Below are 18181 nucleotides of genomic sequence, written 5' to 3'. Positions count from 1 at the left end.
CACATATTCTAAAAAATAAGATAAAATAAGAACATGAGCAGAATGAGAAGAAACTGGACCCCTGAGGAGAAAGCCGCAATAGTGCTTGAACTCCTTCGCGAAGAAAGCACATTGGCTGAAATCGCTAAAAAATATGATGTATCACAACAATTAATTAGTCGCTGGAAAGCAGAGTTTTTATCCAACATGTCCGCCGTATTTGATAAGAAGAACGAAAACATTGAAAAGATTCAGCGCGAACATGAAGATGAAAAGGAGCATCTTATAAAGAAAATTGGTGAACTCACACTGGATGTAGACTGGCTTAAAAAAAAACAGGTGCAAATCTCACAAATGAAGAAAAAAGGTCGCTGATTGAATGGACTGATTCAGATCTAACAGTCAAACATCAATGTGAATTGATTGATTTGCCACGATCCAGTGCATATCACAAGCCTGTTGAAATAAGCCCATCGAAGGATGAGATTACCATAAAAAATGCCATTGATAGAATTCACTTTGACGAACCTTCATACGGTGTTAGAAGGATACGCAATGAGCTATGCAAACTCGGATTCAACCATGTGGGCAGACGCTTGGTTAAGCGATACATGCAGGAAATGGACATTACCTGCTTCTATCCTGGCCCTAATTTGAGTAAGCGTGCAAAACAATCCAAGACATACCCATATCTCTTAAGACATCTTGACATTAATCGTCCAAATCAAGTCTGGTCTATTGATATCACTTATATAGGAACCCCGACAGGATTTGTATATCTAACAGCCATAATCGACTGGTATTCAAGATTTATCGTAGGTTATACCATTAGCAACACTTTGCAAACAGATATGGTCATACGCGCAGTAGAAAGCGCTGTAAAGGAGCACGGCATGCCCGAAATTATTAACAGTGATCAAGGCAGCCAATTCACATCACAAGCTTACATTGATTGTATTAAGCATCTAAAAATGACTAAAATCAGCATGGACGGCAAAGGCCGAGCAACTGACAACATAGCAATTGAAAGATTTTTCCGTTCATATAAGTGGGAACGCTTGTATTTGCTGTGCCCTGAAACTGTTCATGAAGTTAAATCACTCACAAAAGAATACATAGAAACATACAATTACAAAAGAGGGCATCAGAGTTACAACTACCGCACACCAGCTGATGTGTATTACGGACATCAGCCACTTGCAGCCTAATATTTTATCACGAAAGGAGACTTATCTTAGAAAATCGAATTTCGTGTCTTGACAAGCGTGCACATTATAAAGTTTCTTCTTGAAAATCCTACAAGGTTTTCAACCAGGCCCTTTTCATTTCCGCTTGCAATGTTGCAAAACAACGGTTGAAATGCATAATGGGCGCTAAAGGCCTTGTACCTGTTTTGAATCTTTGCGTATTGGCCAAAGCCTTCTTTTACTGCAACTTTAGCATTATCAAATATTGTTTTATGAGGAATACCGCCAAAGAATTCAAATGCCTTCTGTTGACCTTCCAAGAAGGATTCCTCGTTCTGGTGCTTGAATGCCATTACGAAAATTGCGCAACTGAAGCATAGCCTTGCACAAAAGAGATTGATTTTGTTTTTAATCCCGTCAAGATACACGGTGGCTTCTCCCCAATCAATTTGGAGAGCTTCCCCCGGATCGAATTCCAATGGGATAAATGACTTGGGAATATTCCCTTTAATCCTTTTTACAGCCAATCTTACTGTTGACTCGCCGCCGGCAAACTGTTTTTCAGTTACAAGCCGTTGATATATGCGCCTTGCAGTATGCTGCTGTTTGTTTATATTTTCGGATTTGTCTTCCTCAAGGCAATGAAGAATGAACTTTAATACATCGTCAGTCAGAATGTCTGCCTTACGATTGTATTCTTTGCGTTCCCATGGAACGCTGTCACCGTCACAATATTTTTTGACGGTATTGCGAGATATGCCGAGCGTTTTAGCGATAGCCCTTTGAGACATACCCTGGATTGTACTCATTTCTCTAATCTTTTGGTAAATGTCCACGTCAATGATCACACCTTTCATCCTCCCTGCACTAATCTTTGAGATTAGTATACAGGTTTTTTGAAAAGTGGCTCACTTTTTGGTTAGCACAAAGGCACTAAATGGCTCACTCTTATACTAGCATTCACACTTGTATTAAGTTCAGATATTTTTTGTTCATATTCTTCTATGAGTTGCTTATTTAAGCCCCTCTCTTTTAGATAAAAATCAAACATATCAATTGTCTTAATTGTTTCTATTTTTTCATCTTCTTTGATTTGAATTAATCCGTTGATTTTGTCAATTTCTTCCGTGTTTATTGAAAATTCTTGCTCTATTTCTCTTATTTTTTTCTCCTGAGCCTTTTTGTTCTCCTCCAACTCATACTTAGTTATAACATTCTCTTTCTTAAATCCCAACAATTCATACAATAGCGGTTTCCAACCAATATCTTTTCCTCTAAATTTACTAAGCTTAAATACATCTGCATAATCATATTGAGTTCTCAAAAAATAATTTATTGTTTGTCTATAGTCATATTGAGTTAAAACATTAAATCCTAATAATTTATTAAGAATTTTTTTTGGATTTTCTTCATCATGCTTACTGGTTAATGCTAAACTGTCATAATCCCACAAAGTATCATTTACATAATTTTGATATTTATCTTTATGTAACTTTATTGATATCTTAGTATTTTTATCAACACTACGTCTTATTGTTGCACATGTTCCGCTATTTAACAGTATTTCTATATAGAATACATAATCATTAAACTTACCATTCATTAGAAAATGACTCTTATCAATTTCTTTTAGCAGTAAAAAATCAATTATTTCAATTAATGAAGTTTTACCTAGATTATGTGAATCCTTTTCAAAATTTTCCTCATGCTTAATTCTTCCAACTATTAGATTTAGTTTCTCTTCAAACTTAACTGTTTTAAAATTTTCTTTATTACAATATATCTGCATTATTTTCATTCTATCAACTCCAAAGTATCAGTCTCAGGATAATATTGTAATTTCCCAAGTAAAAAAAGAAAATCTAGCGCAGGAATGAAATTATATTTCATATTTTCTCCTTTTATTTGAAATACAATATTGTATAAATCATTATATTTGATAATTTCAACATCTTTTAAAATTTTTAGTATGAGAACACATATACTTATAACACAGTTTTCTAAGTTCAAATACTTATGGGGTTTAATCATATTTATCACCTATATCACAATTCCAATACATAAAATGCAAAAATATTATAAGCAATTCTCTATTGTCAATTATATCGAGATTGTTTTTACTATTTACATAATCTAAAATCCATTCAAAGGCTTCTTCAAATCTATTGAACTTGCTTTTATTAATCATAATTTTACATTGTAGTTCTGCTACTGTTTTTTGATACATTTTTAAGTAGCACTGATTCTTTGGGTCTTCGAGAAACACTTTGATTTTTTTGAAATATGCTAGATGCTCTTTCTTCATGTAATTAAAGTATTCAGGTGATAAATTATTTATTCTATTTTTTTCTTCAATACCTGGACAATAAAAATCATCCAATGACCCACCTATAGAATCAATCTCCTTAGCAAAATACATTATTACTTTTTCTATATCCTTTTCATAAAATTGGATAACCTTTGGCAGATTATGATAGTGGTTATGATAAACAGTTTGATTTATACTTCCACCAGCTTGATTATTGTTGCTACCGTTAATTATTTCTTGAGAGACCCCTCCTAAACTACTTTTTAACATTAATATCTCTCCCAGCCTGATTATTATTGTTTCCATTTACAATATTTTGATTTATATCTCTATTTTTATTGCTATCCCTTTTCTTACTTACTTTAACATATATTGCATAACCTATACCTCCAATAGCGAACAACTCAATAATAGCTTGTATAATATCATTTATCGAGACATTAGTAATACTGTTCATTTAAAACACTCCCTTTAAAATACATATACTAACCCAATTCTACAATTCAATATATATAAAAACAATACTTCTATTAAATTCTTTGGAAAATTTATATATATTAACATCTCAATTAATATTTTTCAACAAATAATTTCAAATCAACTCAACATATACACTTTCTAAAACACCTATTCTATGCTAAACTATTTTCGAACATATGTTCTTTTGCGAGGAGGAATACTTATGGTCGAAACAGAAGAATTAGAATCTATTTTGACAAAGTGCTGCATCATCAAAAAGTATGCGCCTTTACCTGCGCCTGTATTAGGCTATTACAACTACGATGGGGATTACTACATAATACTAATCAACGAGCATATTAAAAATGATACAAGGCTATACAGGGCCGTCCTGGCTGAGGAAATCGGTCACTATATGACAACCATAGGGGATATTACTCCTCGTCGTTATATGTGCGATTCCGAAAGGATTATGCTGGACAAGAAAGAGCTGCATGCTCTTCGATGGGCAACAGAGTTTTTAATGCCTACAAAAAATCTCATTAAAACAATTCGTGATAGAAACGTCTCATCGTATGAGGAGTTAGCAGATATATTTCTGGTGCCGGAAGACTTCTTGATGCAGAAATTTAACTTCATGGCCAAAGAAAGGCCAGCATGGAAGCTGGATGATAAAAGAAGTTTGGTTTTGTCCTCTTTGCCTTCAATTTTTATATATGAACCAGTTGAATAGTGAAAGGATGTGAATTCAATGCGTGGACATGTTAGGAAACGCGGCAAGAAATGGGCTATAGTTCTGGATGTCGGTACGGATCCGCAGACAGGGAAACGAAAACAAAGATGGTTTTCAGGATATGCAACTAAACGAGATGCTGAGAAAGAGCTTGCCGAAAAAATCAACGAAATTGAGAATGGAACTTTTGTAATGCCTAAAAACATTAGCATGGCAGAGTATCTTGAATACTGGCTTGAGAAATACGCGTCAAATCGTCTGTCTCCAACTACCCTATACGGCTACCGAATGATTATAGAAAAGCATATCGTTCCGGCTATAGGGGATATTCGATTGCAGAAATTGCGTCCACTAGACATCCAGACATATTATGATGAGAAAGGTGAATCTCTTTCCGGCAAGACACTGACTCAACATCATAGGGTTCTTAGGAAGGCATTAGACTACGCTTTCAGGATGCAACTCATAATCAAGAACCCGGCTGATGTTGTCTCGCCTCCGAAAATCATAAAATACAAAGCGCGGGCGTTAACACTGGATGAGGTTAGGCTTCTCATAGAGAAACTTAAAGAAAGCGAATATCTAAACGTACCTATAAATGTTGTATTGTCTCTTGGACTAAGGAGGGGCGAACTACTTGCTCTCAAATGGGAAGATATAGACTTCAATAAAGGCATCATAACTATACAAAGGAACCTCGTCAGGGCGGGAACTAAGCTTGTGTTCAAAGACCCTAAATCTGAGACCAGCAATAGAAAGCTCAAGCTATCCCCTACCCTGCTTTCGATGCTTAAAGAACACAGGAGGAAACAACTTGAGCATAAGATTGCCTTTGAATCATTATACTGCGCTAATGACTTTCTGTTCTGCAAAGAGAACGGCGAACCGATAAATCCTGCCGGCTTTAGCCACAGGTTCGGAGATTTCCTCAGGAGGCATGACGACTTGCCTAATGTAAGGCTGCATGACCTACGGCACACCAATGCTACATTGATGCTCCAACAGAACATATCACCTAAGATAGCAAGCTCCCGACTCGGCCACTCAAATATCAGTATAACCCTAGACCTCTATTCTCACGTGCTTTTCGACATGGAGGAAAAGACAGCCAACCTCATGGATGACATCCTATACAAAGCCAAATAAACTGCTAACATTGCAAACATTTTGCAAACGCAAATATTAGAATCAATCAAATTCAATGTGTATTGTATTTGTGAATCAAATAAATAAGCTATTGATTTTCGCTTATTACACAATCAATTGAAATGAATCAAGGCCATCTGAAACGCCATAAACACAACTCAAAATCCGGAGAGGTAACACTCGTGCGGGTTCGACCCCCGCCTTCGGCACCAATCATGCAAAATGAGGACTCAAATGGATTAATAATCCGTTAGAGTCCTTTTTGTTTTACATCGAGGTTACATAGCCAAATGCTCCCTGTGTTTATATTTCTTCATTTCCTGTTCTCAAAAACAGCTTGATGATTTCATTTGCCAGCAGAGGCACTATGGCTAACAGGAATACTATTCCCCAGTCCCGCTGCGAAAGCATCTGCACCTTGAAGGCTCTCGTCATGAAGGGAATCGAAACAACTGCAAACTGCAGCGCCAGTCCCAGGCAAATTGCCCCTACTAGAAATCTGTTTGAAAACAGTCCGATTTCAAATATCGATTTTCTCGAACTCCGCATCGTAATGGAATAGAAAAGCTGGGAAGCCGCAAGCACCACAAACGCCATTGTCCTGGCGTACGTCAATGCGTATTCCGATATTCCTCTTGAGCCGAGGCTGTAGCCGTACTCTGCAAGCCCAAGGTAAAACGCAACCAGTGTAAGGGCGCCTATTAGCGATCCGCCGAGTACAGCCCTGAGTCCGCGCCCTCCCGCAAAGAAACTCTCACTCGGATCCCTGGGCCTTTTTTTCATGACATCACTGTCTCCGGGCTCAACCCCGAGGGCTATGGCCGGGAACGTGTCTGTTATGAGGTTGATCCACAATATCTGCGTTGGCAGCAGCGGAACAGGCCAGAAAAATATTACGGATGCCACAACCACGATTACCTCTCCGAGGTTGCATGAGAGCAGGAATATTACCGAACGTCTTATGTTGCTGTATATGTTTCTGCCTTCCTCTATTGCGTGCACAATTGTCGTGAAGTTGTCGTCAGTGAGAATCATATCACTGGCGCCCTTTGAAACATCCGTGCCCGTTATTCCCATCGCCACTCCTATATCGGCACTTTTGAGGGATGGGGCGTCGTTGACGCCGTCCCCCGTCATTGAAACTATGTTTCCGTTGGCCCTGTAGGCATTTACTATCCTCACCTTGTGCTCCGGCGATACCCTTGCAAAAACTCTGTAGCCGCTTATTTTGCCTGCAAGCGCTTCATCCGAGAGCTCGTCAATTTCGGCCCCTGTTATGCTCTGCTCAATGGCATCCGCAATTCCAAGCTCCTTTGCTATGGCTACGGCCGTGTTCTTGTGGTCTCCTGTTATCATCACAGGAGTTATTCCTGCCCCCTTGGCCTTTTCTATAGAGTCTCTAACCTCGAGCCTTGGCGGATCTTCCATCCCGACAATTCCAAGAACCACGAGGCTATGTTCCATGTCATCTTCGCCACTTGCGGCTTCAACATCCTTGTAAGCGGCTCCGAGCACCCTGAGTGCCTTGTCCGACATCTCTTCGGCCACCCTGAGATATTCATTCCTCATCTCTTCCGTCAGCGGAACTACATTTCCTCCCACCAATGCATAAGCTGATATCTTAAGTATGTTGTCTATTGCGCCTTTGGTATTTACCCTGTAGCCGCCGGCTTCCTCATTGAGTGTCGACATTAGCTTTCTCGATGAGTCGAAGGGCTTTTCCCCCACCCTTTTATGCTCCGAGTGCAGCTGCTTCCTTCCTACTCCGTACCTTTCTCCTAGAATTACAAGCGCCACCTCCGTTGGATCCCCCGTGCCCATGCCGTTTTCATAAGTGGCGTCCGAGCACAGCACCAGAGTCTTAATGAGCTCCAATTCGTCGCTGCTTGCCTCAAGGTTCTCGCCCTCCTGCGGCACATCGCTGGAGCCTCCCAGCGTAAACAATTTTGACACGGCCATCCTGTTTTGCGTGAGCGTCCCCGTCTTGTCGGAGCATATTATATTCACAGAGCCAAGTGTTTCAACTGCTGGCAGCCTTTTCACTATGGCGTTTTTCTTCGACATCCTCGTCACTCCAAGGGCCAGCACTATGGCCACTATGGCCGGGAGCCCCTCGGGTATTGCCGCAACAGCAAGGCTGATAGCCGTAAGAAACATCTCGAAAAGATCTCTTTTTTGAAACACCGAAATTGCAAATATGAGTCCGCATATGCCCACAGCCATCAATCCGACAACCCTGCCGAACTCGGCAAGCCTCCTTTGCAGAGGAGTCATCTCCTCAATGTCTTCGTCAAGTATGCTTGCAATCTTACCTATCTCAGTATCCATTGCAGTTGCAACGACAACACCTTCCCCCCTGCCGTACGTGACGAGAGTGGACATGTAAGCCATGTTTGTCCGGTCTCCTATTGGCAGCTTCAGGTCCTTGTATATATCTTCAGCATGCTTGTCATCCGGAACAGACTCGCCCGTAAGAGCAGACTCCTCTATCTGAAGGTTTGCAGTCTCAATGAGCCTCATGTCAGCCGGCACGAACCTGCCTGCATCCAAAAGCACTATGTCTCCCGGCACCACTAGGGCGGAATCAATCTCACTGACTTCTCCGCCTCTCCTCACCAGGGCCTTTGGAGCCGTCATTTTCTGAAGCGCCTCTATAGCCTTTTCAGCCTTGTATTCCTGGATTACGCCTATTACGGCATTTAGAACTACTACCATGAGTATTATAACAGCATCAACATGCTCGCCTATGGCTATTGTTATAATGGCAGCGCCAAGCAGCACATATATGAGCATGTCCTTGAGCTGCGCAAAAAACATCATTGCAAGGCTTTTTTTAGGTTTCGCCTTGAGCTTGTTTTCACCGTAAAGTTCAAGCCTGACTCCAGCCTCATCGGCAGTGAGCCCTTCACGCTGGCTTACTTTGAATTCTTCAAGGACTTCCTCCTTCGACTTGCAAAACCACATATACTCCAACCCCCTCCTGCCCGGCTAGTCCCCTATGACCTTTATGTATATCTTTCTGCTTCTTGGCCCGTCAAACTCGCAGAAATAGACACCTTGCCAGATTCCCAGCTTGAGCTTTCCGTTTTCAATTATCAGGTTGCATGATGAGCCTGTAAGCGAGGCCTTGATATGGGCGTGGGAATTTCCTTCGAAATGGCGGTAGTCGCCTTTTTCAGGAAACGCCTTTTCCAGAGAAGATATGATATCATGCACCACATCGGGGTCTGCGTTTTCATTTATAGTTATACCCGCAGTTGTGTGCGGCACGAATACCACGGCAATGCCGTCCCTTACTCCGCTCCTGCTGACCTCTTCACGTATGACATGTGTTATGTCTATGAATTCCTGAGACTTGCCTGTCCTTATGCTGTAATCCATATAGTGTTATCCACCTTTCTCTTATTATTTCAAAAATTACAAACAGCTATTTTGAAACATTCATAATCGTATTATACCCAAATACCATACTTAACCTAACCCACTATTATTCAGCATTTCTGTGCCAATAGCTTCTGTTTACACAAATATATAGAAAAAGCAGGGGTTACTGCAAATACTGCAGCTATGCCCCCGCTTTACTCATTTATCTTTATGTTGCTGTGCTACATGTGCCCGGCCGGAAGTATTTCTACCCAGTAGTTGTCCGGATCGTTTATAAAGTATATGCCCATGTCTTGATTCTCATAACAGATGCAGCCCATCTCCTTGTGCTTTTTGTAGGCCTCGTCGAAGTTTTCAGTTTCAAAAGCTATGTGGAACTCGTTTTCACCAAGATTGTATGGCTCAGTTCTGTCCCTTAGCCATGTAAGCTCAAGCATGTGAGGAGTCCTTCCGTCCCCGAGGTATACTAGAATGAAGCTTCCATCCTCAGGTACGTGCCTTTTGACTTCCACAAGCCCGAGAGCCTCCTTGTAGAACCTAAGGCTCTTATCCAAATCAAGAACGTTGATGTTATTATGAGCGAATTTGAAATCCATAAATATAGCCTCCTTGTAAATTTAACTGTAGGTTTTCCAAGATACCTCAATTAGGTATTATATCACGGCCAATTGCTGCAGTGCATATCTAATTATATTAGCTCAGGAAATTAATACGACTGATCGATTGCAGCCTTAACTATTTCAAAAGCCTGGCGTTGCACGTCCGGATAAGTCAGATTTTCGGGGATATCATCAAGAAGCTCTATTTTTTCTATCTCGTAATCGGGCAGCGGTGAAAGCTTTCTTATGCTAGCCATCAAGAGCATGCTGAATACACTCCCGCCCCCTTCAACGCAAAAAGCCCCTATTTTTTGAATTTCGTAGTCTGTCGCTCCAGTTTCTTCATAAAGCTCACGCCTTGCCGCCTCTATGACGCTCTCTCCTTCCTCCCTGTGTCCCGCAGGCATTTCAAGAGTCGTTCTGTCCCTGTGCTTGCAAAACACCCATCTGCCTTCATAACGCGATGCAATAATTACATATTTTATGAGCTCTTCGTCTACGCTGTCATGAAATATAATCTTCATATCCGCTCCACCTTTTTCATTTACAGCTTTGTCCGCTCTCCACGTCACTAAGCTGTATGTCCAAGGCCTTAACCGAAATCTGAAGCTCGGCTACAAGCAGGGCAAGAGACAGGAGCAGCAGCACCAGGCTGAGTCCAAACACATAATCTGCAAATACGATATTTTCCATGAAAACCAAGAACATACATACTACGCAAAAGAAAAAACTAAGGGCTCCGAAAATCTGCATATACTTTATTATGTGGAGCCTCTTTCTAAGGTTGCATATCTGAGCTACTATCGCCTGATCCGCATTTTCTAATTCGCTGCTGTACTTTGAATGAAGCTCACGCACAAGCTGAGCTAGCACAAGAAACCTGCTTGTATATGCCAGCATCAGCAGCGATATGGCCGGAAAAAGCAGCGCAGGTGTTGTGAGTGTAAGTTCCATAAATTATTCCCCCTTGTAAGATAAATATAGGGTTAGGGTTCAAAAACCCGTCCGAATGTTCCTTGATAACTTAACATTTATTGTTCAGATGAACCAGCGACACTCTTGAATGAAAATCACTAAACTTCGTGCTATAATCTCACTTGTCAGAGAGATAGATGTGCGTTCCTCCTGGATCCCTCACATCATGAGGTCTTATCCGTAAATTAGCGTGTCACTCCACAAGGACGATTCGATGTTTAGCTGGTTGGGCCACCTTCTGGTGTTACCCGTTTCAAATGCAAGGTTGTTTGGCGTCCTCAAACAAAGTGGATACTCTGATTCATTCTAAGCAGAAAGGTTGTGTTACTTTGTCCCAATTTTTAAACGATTTTGTTGTCGGAATTGATGTTTCATCAGAGTTTTCTGTAGTTGCAATGATAGCACCTTCCGGAGAGCTCATCCGCAAGCCTTTCAGGATTGACCATAATCCTGCTGGATTTAACAAGCTGCTCGAGATTCTCAAAAAAGAAGAAGAGCGGTTAAAACGAAAGCCCATCTACTTCGTAGAATCTACGGGTATCTTTCATTTACCACTCTTCTTCTTTCTGAGATCGAATGACCTCAAAGGTTTTGTCCTAAACCCTTTATGTGTCCATTCTACCAAGAATTTCGACATTAGAAAAGTGAAAAATGATAATAAAGATGCCGAGGCTATCGCAAGGCTTGCAAAATACCAGGATGTAAAGTTTTCCATGATGCCCGAGCCTCAAATTCTCGCACTTCGCATGATGGTGAGGGAATATTACTCCCGCTGTGACATGCTCACTGAGATGAAAAACAGGCTCTGCACGGATCTTTACTTGCTGTTCCCGGGCTTTCTTGATGTGTTTTCCAATCCTTTTGGAAAGACCGCGTTGGCTGTTTTAAGCGCTTATCCTTCGCCTAAGGATGTTCTAAATGCAGACCCTCAGCAGTTGCTTGAGCTCATTTCCAAAAGCGGCAGAAAAGGCGAGAAGTGGTCAGCCAAAAAAGCTCTGCAACTTCTTGAAACAGCACAGCTTTCTTTGAGTATGCCAAATGAATTCGCTCTGCTTGACTCCAAAATAAGATTCCATCTTGATGGAATCGACAGCTTTAAAAAGTGTCTTAATGCTATAGAATCACAGTTGCACACTATCATCGACTCAAGCGACTTTCCTGACACCGCTCGAAAGCACATCGAGCTTTTGGATCAAATGCCTGGCGTAGGCTTTATCAGTGCGGTCACTCTGATCGCGGAAATCAACGATTTCAGCCTATTCAAGTCTCCAAAGGCCTTTACAGCTTTCTTTGGCATAGATCCATCAGTCAATCAGTCGGGCAAGTTCACTGGCGACCGCAACAGGATTTCTAAACGAGGCACCCGCATTGGCAGAAGAGTTCTCTTCACAATGGCTCTGTCCTCAATAAGAACCACCAGAAACGGCGATTCCATAAATCCGATTCTTCGCGACTACTATTTGAAAAAATGTGTCAGCAAGAAGAAAAAGGTGGCCCTTATAGCCGTTATGCATAAGTTGCTCCACTACATTTTTGCGGTTCTTCGTGACTTAAAACCGTTTGAATTTAGAAGCCCGCAGGAGCACCAAGCATGGAGAAACAACAAGCTTCAAACTGCACCAAAACATGTTGCTTAAAAATTGCTAAAATGTAGCTTCTCCAAGGTCATTGTTCGGATTTTTCAATGGCTTGGTTTCTCATACTCTTTTTTAAGATTGAAAATTTCTAAAGAAAATCAATCAGATTTATTGACTTTTATTAGCTGGTCTAAATTTAGTATACATCCAGCAGCTTTTCATACACCGTCATGTATTCTTCGCCTATGCTGAGCTGATACTTCATCACATAAACTCCAGTTGATGCAAATGTCACATCCTGTATCCCAAGAGTATAGAGGAATCCATTTTGACCCTGAGGCATTAGGTATGGCTCGTTCTGGGGCGATGTGTATATTGTATTGCCTGCGGAATCGACTATTATAAGCCTGTCTACATACGCCTTGCCAGATTCAAGGCCGCTAACGTCAATATACGCATTGAAGCTGTAGGTTCCCGGTTCGAACCTGCTGAATGGATTACCTATTATCCTGTCGATCAGGAGCGTCCTGCCGTAGTCGTCCTGTATCTCAAGCGCCTGCTCAGGCGATTCAGCCTCTCCGTAATAATCACAAAGTATCATGTCTACCTGCGGCTTAGTAACATTTGCTGTCCATGTCTTCTCGTCCCACTCCACTGCAAAGTTGAAATTCTCTGCCATTTTCCTGAGCGGAAGCATTGTCGAGCCGTTGAAGTTGATTGCTGGAATATCGCTTCTTATTTCATCTCCGTTTACAACAACCTTCACAATGGGGAATCCCTTGAAAAATCCGTTGATGCCGTTGGCGCTTGCATAACCTCCAAGGAACACCGTAATTCCCAAAGCTAGAATCAAAGCTTTCTTTTTCATATAAATCCCCCCATTATTAGCATTGTATGCGACCAACTTTTCCGGAAATTCTTCAGCTTTTTGTATTTATATCCATTTCTACAGCATTCAACCCAAATCATTTCAGCGATGTCTTTTATACCAGATGCCGCAGAATAACATGAGTGCTGCCTCTTTATACTTCTTTTTGTTTATACCCGCTGTAATATGGTAATTCTATATAATATAAAACAATATGCGAGGTGGACTATGGATAAGGACGATTTTGGATTAAGGCATCTTTCGATGCTTTCGGATTTTTACGAGCTGACCATGGCAAACGGCTATTTTGAAAACGGCATGGACGGCCAGACCGCTTATTTTGACATGTTCTTCAGGAAAGTGCCTGACGGCGGAGGCTTTGTAATTGCAGCCGGTCTCCAGCAGATTGTGGAATATTTGCAGAATTTGAGTTTCACCGAAGATGACATAGATTTTTTGAGGTCGAAAGCCATATTTTCAGAGAGCTTTCTTGAATATCTGCGTGATTTCGAATTCAAATGCGATGTGTGGGCCGTCCCAGAGGGCACTCCCGTATTTCCGTATGAGCCTCTAATAACCGTCAATGGTCCCGTCATACAGGCGCAGTTCATAGAGACCATGCTGCTTCTTATAATAAACCACCAGAGCCTGATTGCAACAAAAACCAACAGGATAGTTAGGGCTGCATCCGGCCGGGCTGTAGTCGAATTCGGCTCCAGACGAGCCCACGGAAGCGACGCTTCGCTTTATGGCGCACGCGCAGCATTCATCGGCGGCGCAGCAGCAACCTCCTGCACTCTCGCCGATCAAAAATTCGGAATACCCGCAGCAGGCACCATGGCTCACAGCTGGGTGCAGCTTTTCGACTCGGAGCTTGAGGCATTCAAGACTTACGCCAGGATATACCCCAAAAGCTGCGTGTTGCTTGTAGACACATACAACGTCATGAAATCCGGCATTCCAAATGCGATAAAAACCGCCAACGAGGAACTCCTGCCAAAAGGCTTCAGGCTAAAGGGCATTCGTATCGACAGCGGTGACCTGTCGTACCTCTCAAAACAGGCCCGCAAGGCTCTCGATGACGCCGGCCTTTCTGACTGCAAGATAATGGTATCAAGCTCGCTTGACGAAGACATAATACGCGAGCTTATACTTCAAGATTCCCCAATCGACTCCTTCGGAGTGGGTGAAAGACTTATAACAGCAAAATCAGACCCTGTTTTCGGAGGTGTGTACAAGCTGTGTGCTGTTGAAAAGGACGGCCACCTGCTTCCAAGGATAAAGGTCAGCAACAACGTTGAGAAGATAACTAATCCGGGCTTCAAGAAGGTTTTCAGACTTTATTCGAATGATTCCAGAAAAGCTCTTGCAGACGTGATAACTCTATTTGACGAGGCCATAGACGCCTCCGAGCCTTATGAGATATTCGATCCTCTCTTTCCTTGGAAGAAGAGCACCTTGGAGAACTTCCATGCAAAGGAACTGCTTGTGAGGATATTCGACAAGGGCAGGCTTGTTTACGAGCTGCCTTCCATGGATGAAATAAGGACACACGCAGCATCCATGGCCGATACCCTCTGGCCGGAGCTCAAAAGATTCGAGAACCCGCACCAATACTATGTGAGTCTCTCGCGGAAGCTGTGGAATCTAAAGGATAGCCTCATACGGGAACACTCTCAAAAATAAAGTAAGGCTGCAGCCTATCGCTGCAGCCTTGGTATTTCTATTATGAATTCGCTGCCCTTGTTGATCTCACTCTCTACCTTTATAGTTCCATTCAGCGAAAGAACTATATGCTTGACTATTGCCAGTCCAAGGCCAGTGCCTCCTATCTTCCTGCTTCTTGCCTTTTCCACCCTGTAAAACCTTTCAAATATCCTTGGAATATCCTGCGCGGGAATCCCTATTCCAGTGTCCTTAACCCTTATTTCAATTGAGTTCTTTCTTTCTATGACTGATACAAAAACACTCCCATCCTCCGGGGTGTATTTTACTGCGTTTTCAACAAGGTTAAGAAAGAGCTGCTTTATGTAATCGCGGTTTGACGGTATTACGATGTCCTTCTTTTCGAAATAACTGCCTATCTTGATGTTCTTTTTTTCGGCGAGGTGAGCAATTATTTCGCACACTTCTCCATAGACCTCCCACAGGTTTATATCATTGAGATTCGGATTCTTCTTAGTTTCATTGCTCTCAACGAATGACAAAGTGAGTATGTCATCTATGAGATTCCTCAGCCTGTTTGTTTCTATTTCTATTATCTCTAAAAATCTGTTCCTGACTTCGGGCCTAATGTCGTCATAACCCTTGAGTGTCTCGACGAAGCCGCTTATCGATGTGAGCGGCGTCTTAAGCTCATGCGTTACATTTGCCACAAAATCCGACCTCACCATCTCAAGTCTTTTCCTCTCGGTGATATCTTCAATGTTGACTATAGACCCTATCGCAATGTCCACCTCATCCTCAATGACTATTGGATCAACACGTATGTTCAGGAAATGGCCCCCATCCTCCTCAATAGTCTGCATGGAGCTTTCCCTTCTTGATATGAGGTTTTTTATGACCGAGAGCATATATTTGTCGCTTACGATAAAATCCAGAATTTTGTCTTCAGTCTCATCCCTGCCGTACCCTAGCATATCCTTGGCCTTTTGGTTCATTAGCATGACATTTTCCCTGCTGTCCACTGCTATTATGCCATTTGACGTACTTTTTAAAATGGACTGCAGCTTCACATTCTTGTCCTCGAGATCAATAAAGTTATTTTTTATTTTTTTAACCATATAGTTGAAATTGTGAACAAGCTTTCCAAGGTCTCCTGCCATATCCTTTTTTATTTCAACCGAAAAATCGCCCTTGCTTACACTGTCTGCCGCCAGCATTATTGATTTTAGGTATGATCTCAAAACCAGAAGATATCTAAGCGTCACACTCAGGCATATGACAAGGAATATTACAACGATGTACATAGCATCTATTGTTATTATATTGAGCTTGTCATTCATTTGAACTTGTACCCCACTCCTCTCACAGTTTCGATGTATTTTGGCTTTTTGTCATTGTCTTCGATCTTTTTCCTGAGATGCCTGATGTGCACATCCACAGTCCTTGTCTCTCCAAAGTATTCATATCCCCATATCTTGTCAAGCAGGAAGTTTCTCGACAGCACCTCGCCCCTTTTTTGAGCCAGGAGCCTTAGAAGCTCAAACTCCTTAAGTGTGAGCTCGATTTTGCTGCCGTTTTTGTATACCTCGTAGTTCCTAAGATCAATCTTGATCTCGTCAAGCTCGATAATCTCGTCCTTCTTTTCCTTCCCCTGCTCATATCTTCTCATTACGGCGTTAACCCTTGCTATAAGTTCCTTTATGCTGAAAGGCTTTGTGATGTAATCGTCAGCCCCGACATCAAGCCCACTTATCTTGTCGTCTTCCATGTCCTTTGCCGTTAGCATTATGATTGGCGTGCCGCCTATTTCCTTATCGGACCTTATCCTTTTGCATACATCGAGTCCATTTATTCCGGGCAGCATCAGATCCAAAAGGACAAGGTCAGGCTTCATCTCCTTGGCCTTCAGATAACCCTCCAGACCGTCATACTCAACCGCCACATCCATCTCATTCAGCTCGAGGTTGAATTTTATCAGTTCGACAATGTTTTCCTCGTCGTCTATCACCAGCACTCTTTTATTCATCAAATCTCCTCCAAACCACTTTTATTTAGTATAAAAGCCAGCCTCTTTGAAGTGGCGTTGTCCCTCCTGTATGAATGCAGTTTATCAGCTCCGCAAAATGTGCAAACATCAATACGATTAATGTTTGCTCTCTCTATGCCGCAAGCAGCGAGTGTCTCCTCATTTATACTCCAAAGGTCAAGATAATATTTCCCTTCCCTTATTATATACAAAGGAGCGCCGGGTTTCGTAAACTCCAGGTTAAATTTGTCTGCAAGCTCCCTGCTGACCTCGTAGCAGCACGGACCTATGGACGGACCTATTATGCACTTAATGTCCTTCTTATTGCAGCCGTAATCACTTGCCATAGCGTCTACAAGCTTTGCTGCCAATCTGCCGTATGTCCCCTTCCAGCCGCAGTGGGCAAGCCCCAGTACGCCTTTTTTTTCATCCACGGCAGCTATGGGCACGCAGTCGGCAACAAATATCATTATCGGTGTGCCTGGCAAAGCTGTGATTATCGCGTCCGCCTCTTCAATACAGCCCACGTCACCCTCTTCGATCAGCCTTATTTTTGTCCCGTGCACCTGTGTATTGTAAGTCAGTCTGTCCCTGTTTAATCCGTATTCCTTGAAAAAGAAGTCAACATCGTCCGGGTTTTTCATATCAACGCTGGAATCAGTAAAATACGCCGTAATCCCACCGTCAAAGCTTATGGCAAACTTTTCAAGATAATTCATGCTGTCACCTCTTTTCGCCCAGAATTTTTTCAAGCTCCTCAAGAAATGAATTTACATCCTTGAACTGCCTGTATACCGATGCAAATCTAACATAAGCAATTTCATCCAGTTCCTTGAGCTTTTCCATTACGAGCTCTCCTATCCGGGTGCTGATAACCTCGCTGGCACCGCTTGAACTTATTGAGCTTTCTATGTCTGCAACCGCTCTTTCGACGTCGGCAAGCGCCACAGGCCTTTTTTCGCATGCGCGCAGTATGCCCTTTATAATCTTGTCCCTGTCAAAGAGCTCTCTTGTTCCGTCCTTTTTTATCACCATTATGGTGACATCCTCTATCTTCTCATATGTCGTAAAGCGTTTTTTACAGCTTTCACATTCTCTTCTTCTCCTGATGGAGCAGCCTTCATCCGTTGGCCTTGAATCTATGACCTTCGATTGCATAAAGCCGCAATAAGGGCACTTCATACGATTCCTCCTCGAATATGATTCATTTTATATCCTGCAAGCTATCTTAGTTCTATTGTACCACAAGCTACATAATTGTAAAAAAAAAGAAGA

The 18181-nt window shown here is 42.1% G+C and carries 19 protein-coding genes and 1 pseudogene; 5 read left to right on the top strand and 15 right to left on the bottom strand.

The features are described 5' to 3' along the window. Window positions 1-42 precede the first annotated feature (42 nt). Window positions 43-1187 (top strand): annotated as a pseudogene (locus EAL2_RS05360) (IS3 family transposase). Between the two features lie 26 nt (window positions 1188-1213). Here EAL2_RS05360 and istA read toward each other — a convergent pair. The 5 genes from istA to EAL2_RS05335 all read right to left on the bottom strand — a co-directional run bounded on the left by istA (window position 1214) and on the right by EAL2_RS05335 (window position 3931). After that, window positions 1214-2023: an IS21 family transposase gene (gene istA / locus EAL2_RS05355; RefSeq protein WP_084480958.1), complete on the bottom strand. Its 810-nt coding sequence runs from the start codon at window positions 2021-2023 to the stop codon at window positions 1214-1216. Between the two features lie 62 nt (window positions 2024-2085). After that, window positions 2086-2964, bottom strand: a complete 879-nt coding sequence (locus EAL2_RS05350; protein WP_025435379.1) for a hypothetical protein — start codon at window positions 2962-2964, stop codon at window positions 2086-2088. Next, window positions 2961-3176, bottom strand: a complete 216-nt coding sequence (locus tag EAL2_RS15640; RefSeq protein ID WP_207641149.1) for an ABC-three component system middle component 8 — start codon at window positions 3174-3176, stop codon at window positions 2961-2963. The genes EAL2_RS05350 and EAL2_RS15640 overlap by 4 nt, the downstream gene beginning before the upstream one ends. A gap of 13 nt (window positions 3177-3189) precedes the next feature. After that, window positions 3190-3780: an ABC-three component system protein gene (locus tag EAL2_RS05340; protein ID WP_207641148.1), complete on the bottom strand. Its 591-nt coding sequence runs from the start codon at window positions 3778-3780 to the stop codon at window positions 3190-3192. Next, a complete protein-coding gene (locus tag EAL2_RS05335) occupies window positions 3731-3931 on the bottom strand; it encodes a hypothetical protein (RefSeq protein WP_025435376.1) in 201 nt (66 codons plus the stop codon). Before EAL2_RS05335 ends, EAL2_RS05340 begins: the two co-directional genes overlap by 50 nt. 225 nt (window positions 3932-4156) lie before the next feature. On the opposite strand from EAL2_RS05335, the gene EAL2_RS05330 reads away from it, so the two are divergent. Then, window positions 4157-4666: an ImmA/IrrE family metallo-endopeptidase gene (locus tag EAL2_RS05330; protein WP_025435375.1), complete on the top strand. Its 510-nt coding sequence runs from the start codon at window positions 4157-4159 to the stop codon at window positions 4664-4666. An 18-nt stretch (window positions 4667-4684) separates the two neighbouring features. Next, entirely contained in the window at window positions 4685-5812 is a 1128-nt protein-coding gene (locus EAL2_RS05325) for a tyrosine-type recombinase/integrase (protein ID WP_025435374.1), read from the top strand. Window positions 5813-6115: 303 nt separating this feature from the next. Here EAL2_RS05325 and EAL2_RS05320 read toward each other — a convergent pair whose 3' ends face one another. From EAL2_RS05320 to EAL2_RS05300, 5 genes are all read right to left on the bottom strand, one after another. After that, a complete protein-coding gene (locus EAL2_RS05320) occupies window positions 6116-8776 on the bottom strand; it encodes a cation-translocating P-type ATPase (protein WP_025435373.1) in 2661 nt (886 codons plus the stop codon). A 24-nt stretch (window positions 8777-8800) separates the two neighbouring features. Next, window positions 8801-9193 (bottom strand): secondary thiamine-phosphate synthase enzyme YjbQ, encoded by a 393-nt coding sequence (locus EAL2_RS05315; RefSeq protein WP_025435372.1) that lies wholly within the window; start codon window positions 9191-9193, stop codon window positions 8801-8803. 224 nt (window positions 9194-9417) lie between these two features. Beyond that, a complete protein-coding gene (locus EAL2_RS05310) occupies window positions 9418-9792 on the bottom strand; it encodes a VOC family protein (protein WP_025435371.1) in 375 nt (124 codons plus the stop codon). Between the two features lie 110 nt (window positions 9793-9902). Further along, the gene (locus tag EAL2_RS05305; protein ID WP_025435370.1) at window positions 9903-10319 is read right to left on the bottom strand and encodes an NUDIX hydrolase; all 417 of its coding nucleotides are present in this window, start codon (window positions 10317-10319) and stop codon (window positions 9903-9905) included. Between the two features lie 16 nt (window positions 10320-10335). Next, window positions 10336-10749, bottom strand: a complete 414-nt coding sequence (locus EAL2_RS05300) for a DUF2721 domain-containing protein (RefSeq protein ID WP_025435369.1) — start codon at window positions 10747-10749, stop codon at window positions 10336-10338. 350 nt (window positions 10750-11099) lie between these two features. Here EAL2_RS05300 and EAL2_RS05295 point away from each other — a divergent pair, with 350 nt between their 5' ends. Continuing rightward, window positions 11100-12407, top strand: a complete 1308-nt coding sequence (locus EAL2_RS05295; RefSeq protein WP_025434457.1) for an IS110 family RNA-guided transposase — start codon at window positions 11100-11102, stop codon at window positions 12405-12407. A gap of 136 nt (window positions 12408-12543) precedes the next feature. Here the strand turns inward: EAL2_RS05295 and EAL2_RS14755 are convergent, their stop codons facing one another. Continuing rightward, window positions 12544-13215, bottom strand: coding sequence for a stalk domain-containing protein (locus tag EAL2_RS14755; RefSeq protein ID WP_025435368.1), 672 nt, complete (start codon window positions 13213-13215; stop codon window positions 12544-12546). A 228-nt stretch (window positions 13216-13443) separates the two neighbouring features. On the opposite strand from EAL2_RS14755, the gene EAL2_RS05285 reads away from it, so the two are divergent. Beyond that, window positions 13444-14901 carry a nicotinate phosphoribosyltransferase gene (locus EAL2_RS05285; protein ID WP_025435367.1) on the top strand — a complete coding sequence of 486 codons (1458 nt, stop codon included), beginning with the start codon at window positions 13444-13446 and terminating at the stop codon, window positions 14899-14901. A 14-nt stretch (window positions 14902-14915) separates the two neighbouring features. On the opposite strand, the gene EAL2_RS05280 is transcribed toward EAL2_RS05285, so the two are convergent. Genes EAL2_RS05280 through nrdR form a run of 4 tightly spaced genes read right to left on the bottom strand, consistent with a single transcriptional unit; the run spans window position 14916 to window position 18088 of the window. Continuing rightward, window positions 14916-16220: a HAMP domain-containing sensor histidine kinase gene (locus EAL2_RS05280; RefSeq protein ID WP_025435366.1), complete on the bottom strand. Its 1305-nt coding sequence runs from the start codon at window positions 16218-16220 to the stop codon at window positions 14916-14918. After that, window positions 16217-16906, bottom strand: coding sequence for a winged helix-turn-helix domain-containing protein (locus tag EAL2_RS05275; protein WP_025435365.1), 690 nt, complete (start codon window positions 16904-16906; stop codon window positions 16217-16219). The genes EAL2_RS05280 and EAL2_RS05275 overlap by 4 nt, the downstream gene beginning before the upstream one ends. Beyond that, window positions 16906-17625 carry a peptidoglycan editing factor PgeF gene (pgeF, locus tag EAL2_RS05270; RefSeq protein WP_025435364.1) on the bottom strand — a complete coding sequence of 240 codons (720 nt, stop codon included), beginning with the start codon at window positions 17623-17625 and terminating at the stop codon, window positions 16906-16908. Before pgeF ends, EAL2_RS05275 begins: the two co-directional genes overlap by 1 nt. 4 nt (window positions 17626-17629) lie before the next feature. Continuing rightward, a complete protein-coding gene (gene nrdR / locus EAL2_RS05265; RefSeq protein ID WP_025435363.1) occupies window positions 17630-18088 on the bottom strand; it encodes a transcriptional regulator NrdR in 459 nt (152 codons plus the stop codon). Window positions 18089-18181 lie beyond the last annotated feature (93 nt).

It is taken from the genome of Peptoclostridium acidaminophilum DSM 3953 (assembly GCF_000597865.1).
In the GTDB taxonomy this organism is placed as follows: domain Bacteria; phylum Bacillota; class Clostridia; order Peptostreptococcales; family Peptostreptococcaceae; genus Peptoclostridium_A; species Peptoclostridium_A acidaminophilum.
The sequence above is the reverse complement of the archived record's forward strand: the minus strand, read 5'-3'. Positions and strand labels throughout refer to the sequence as shown.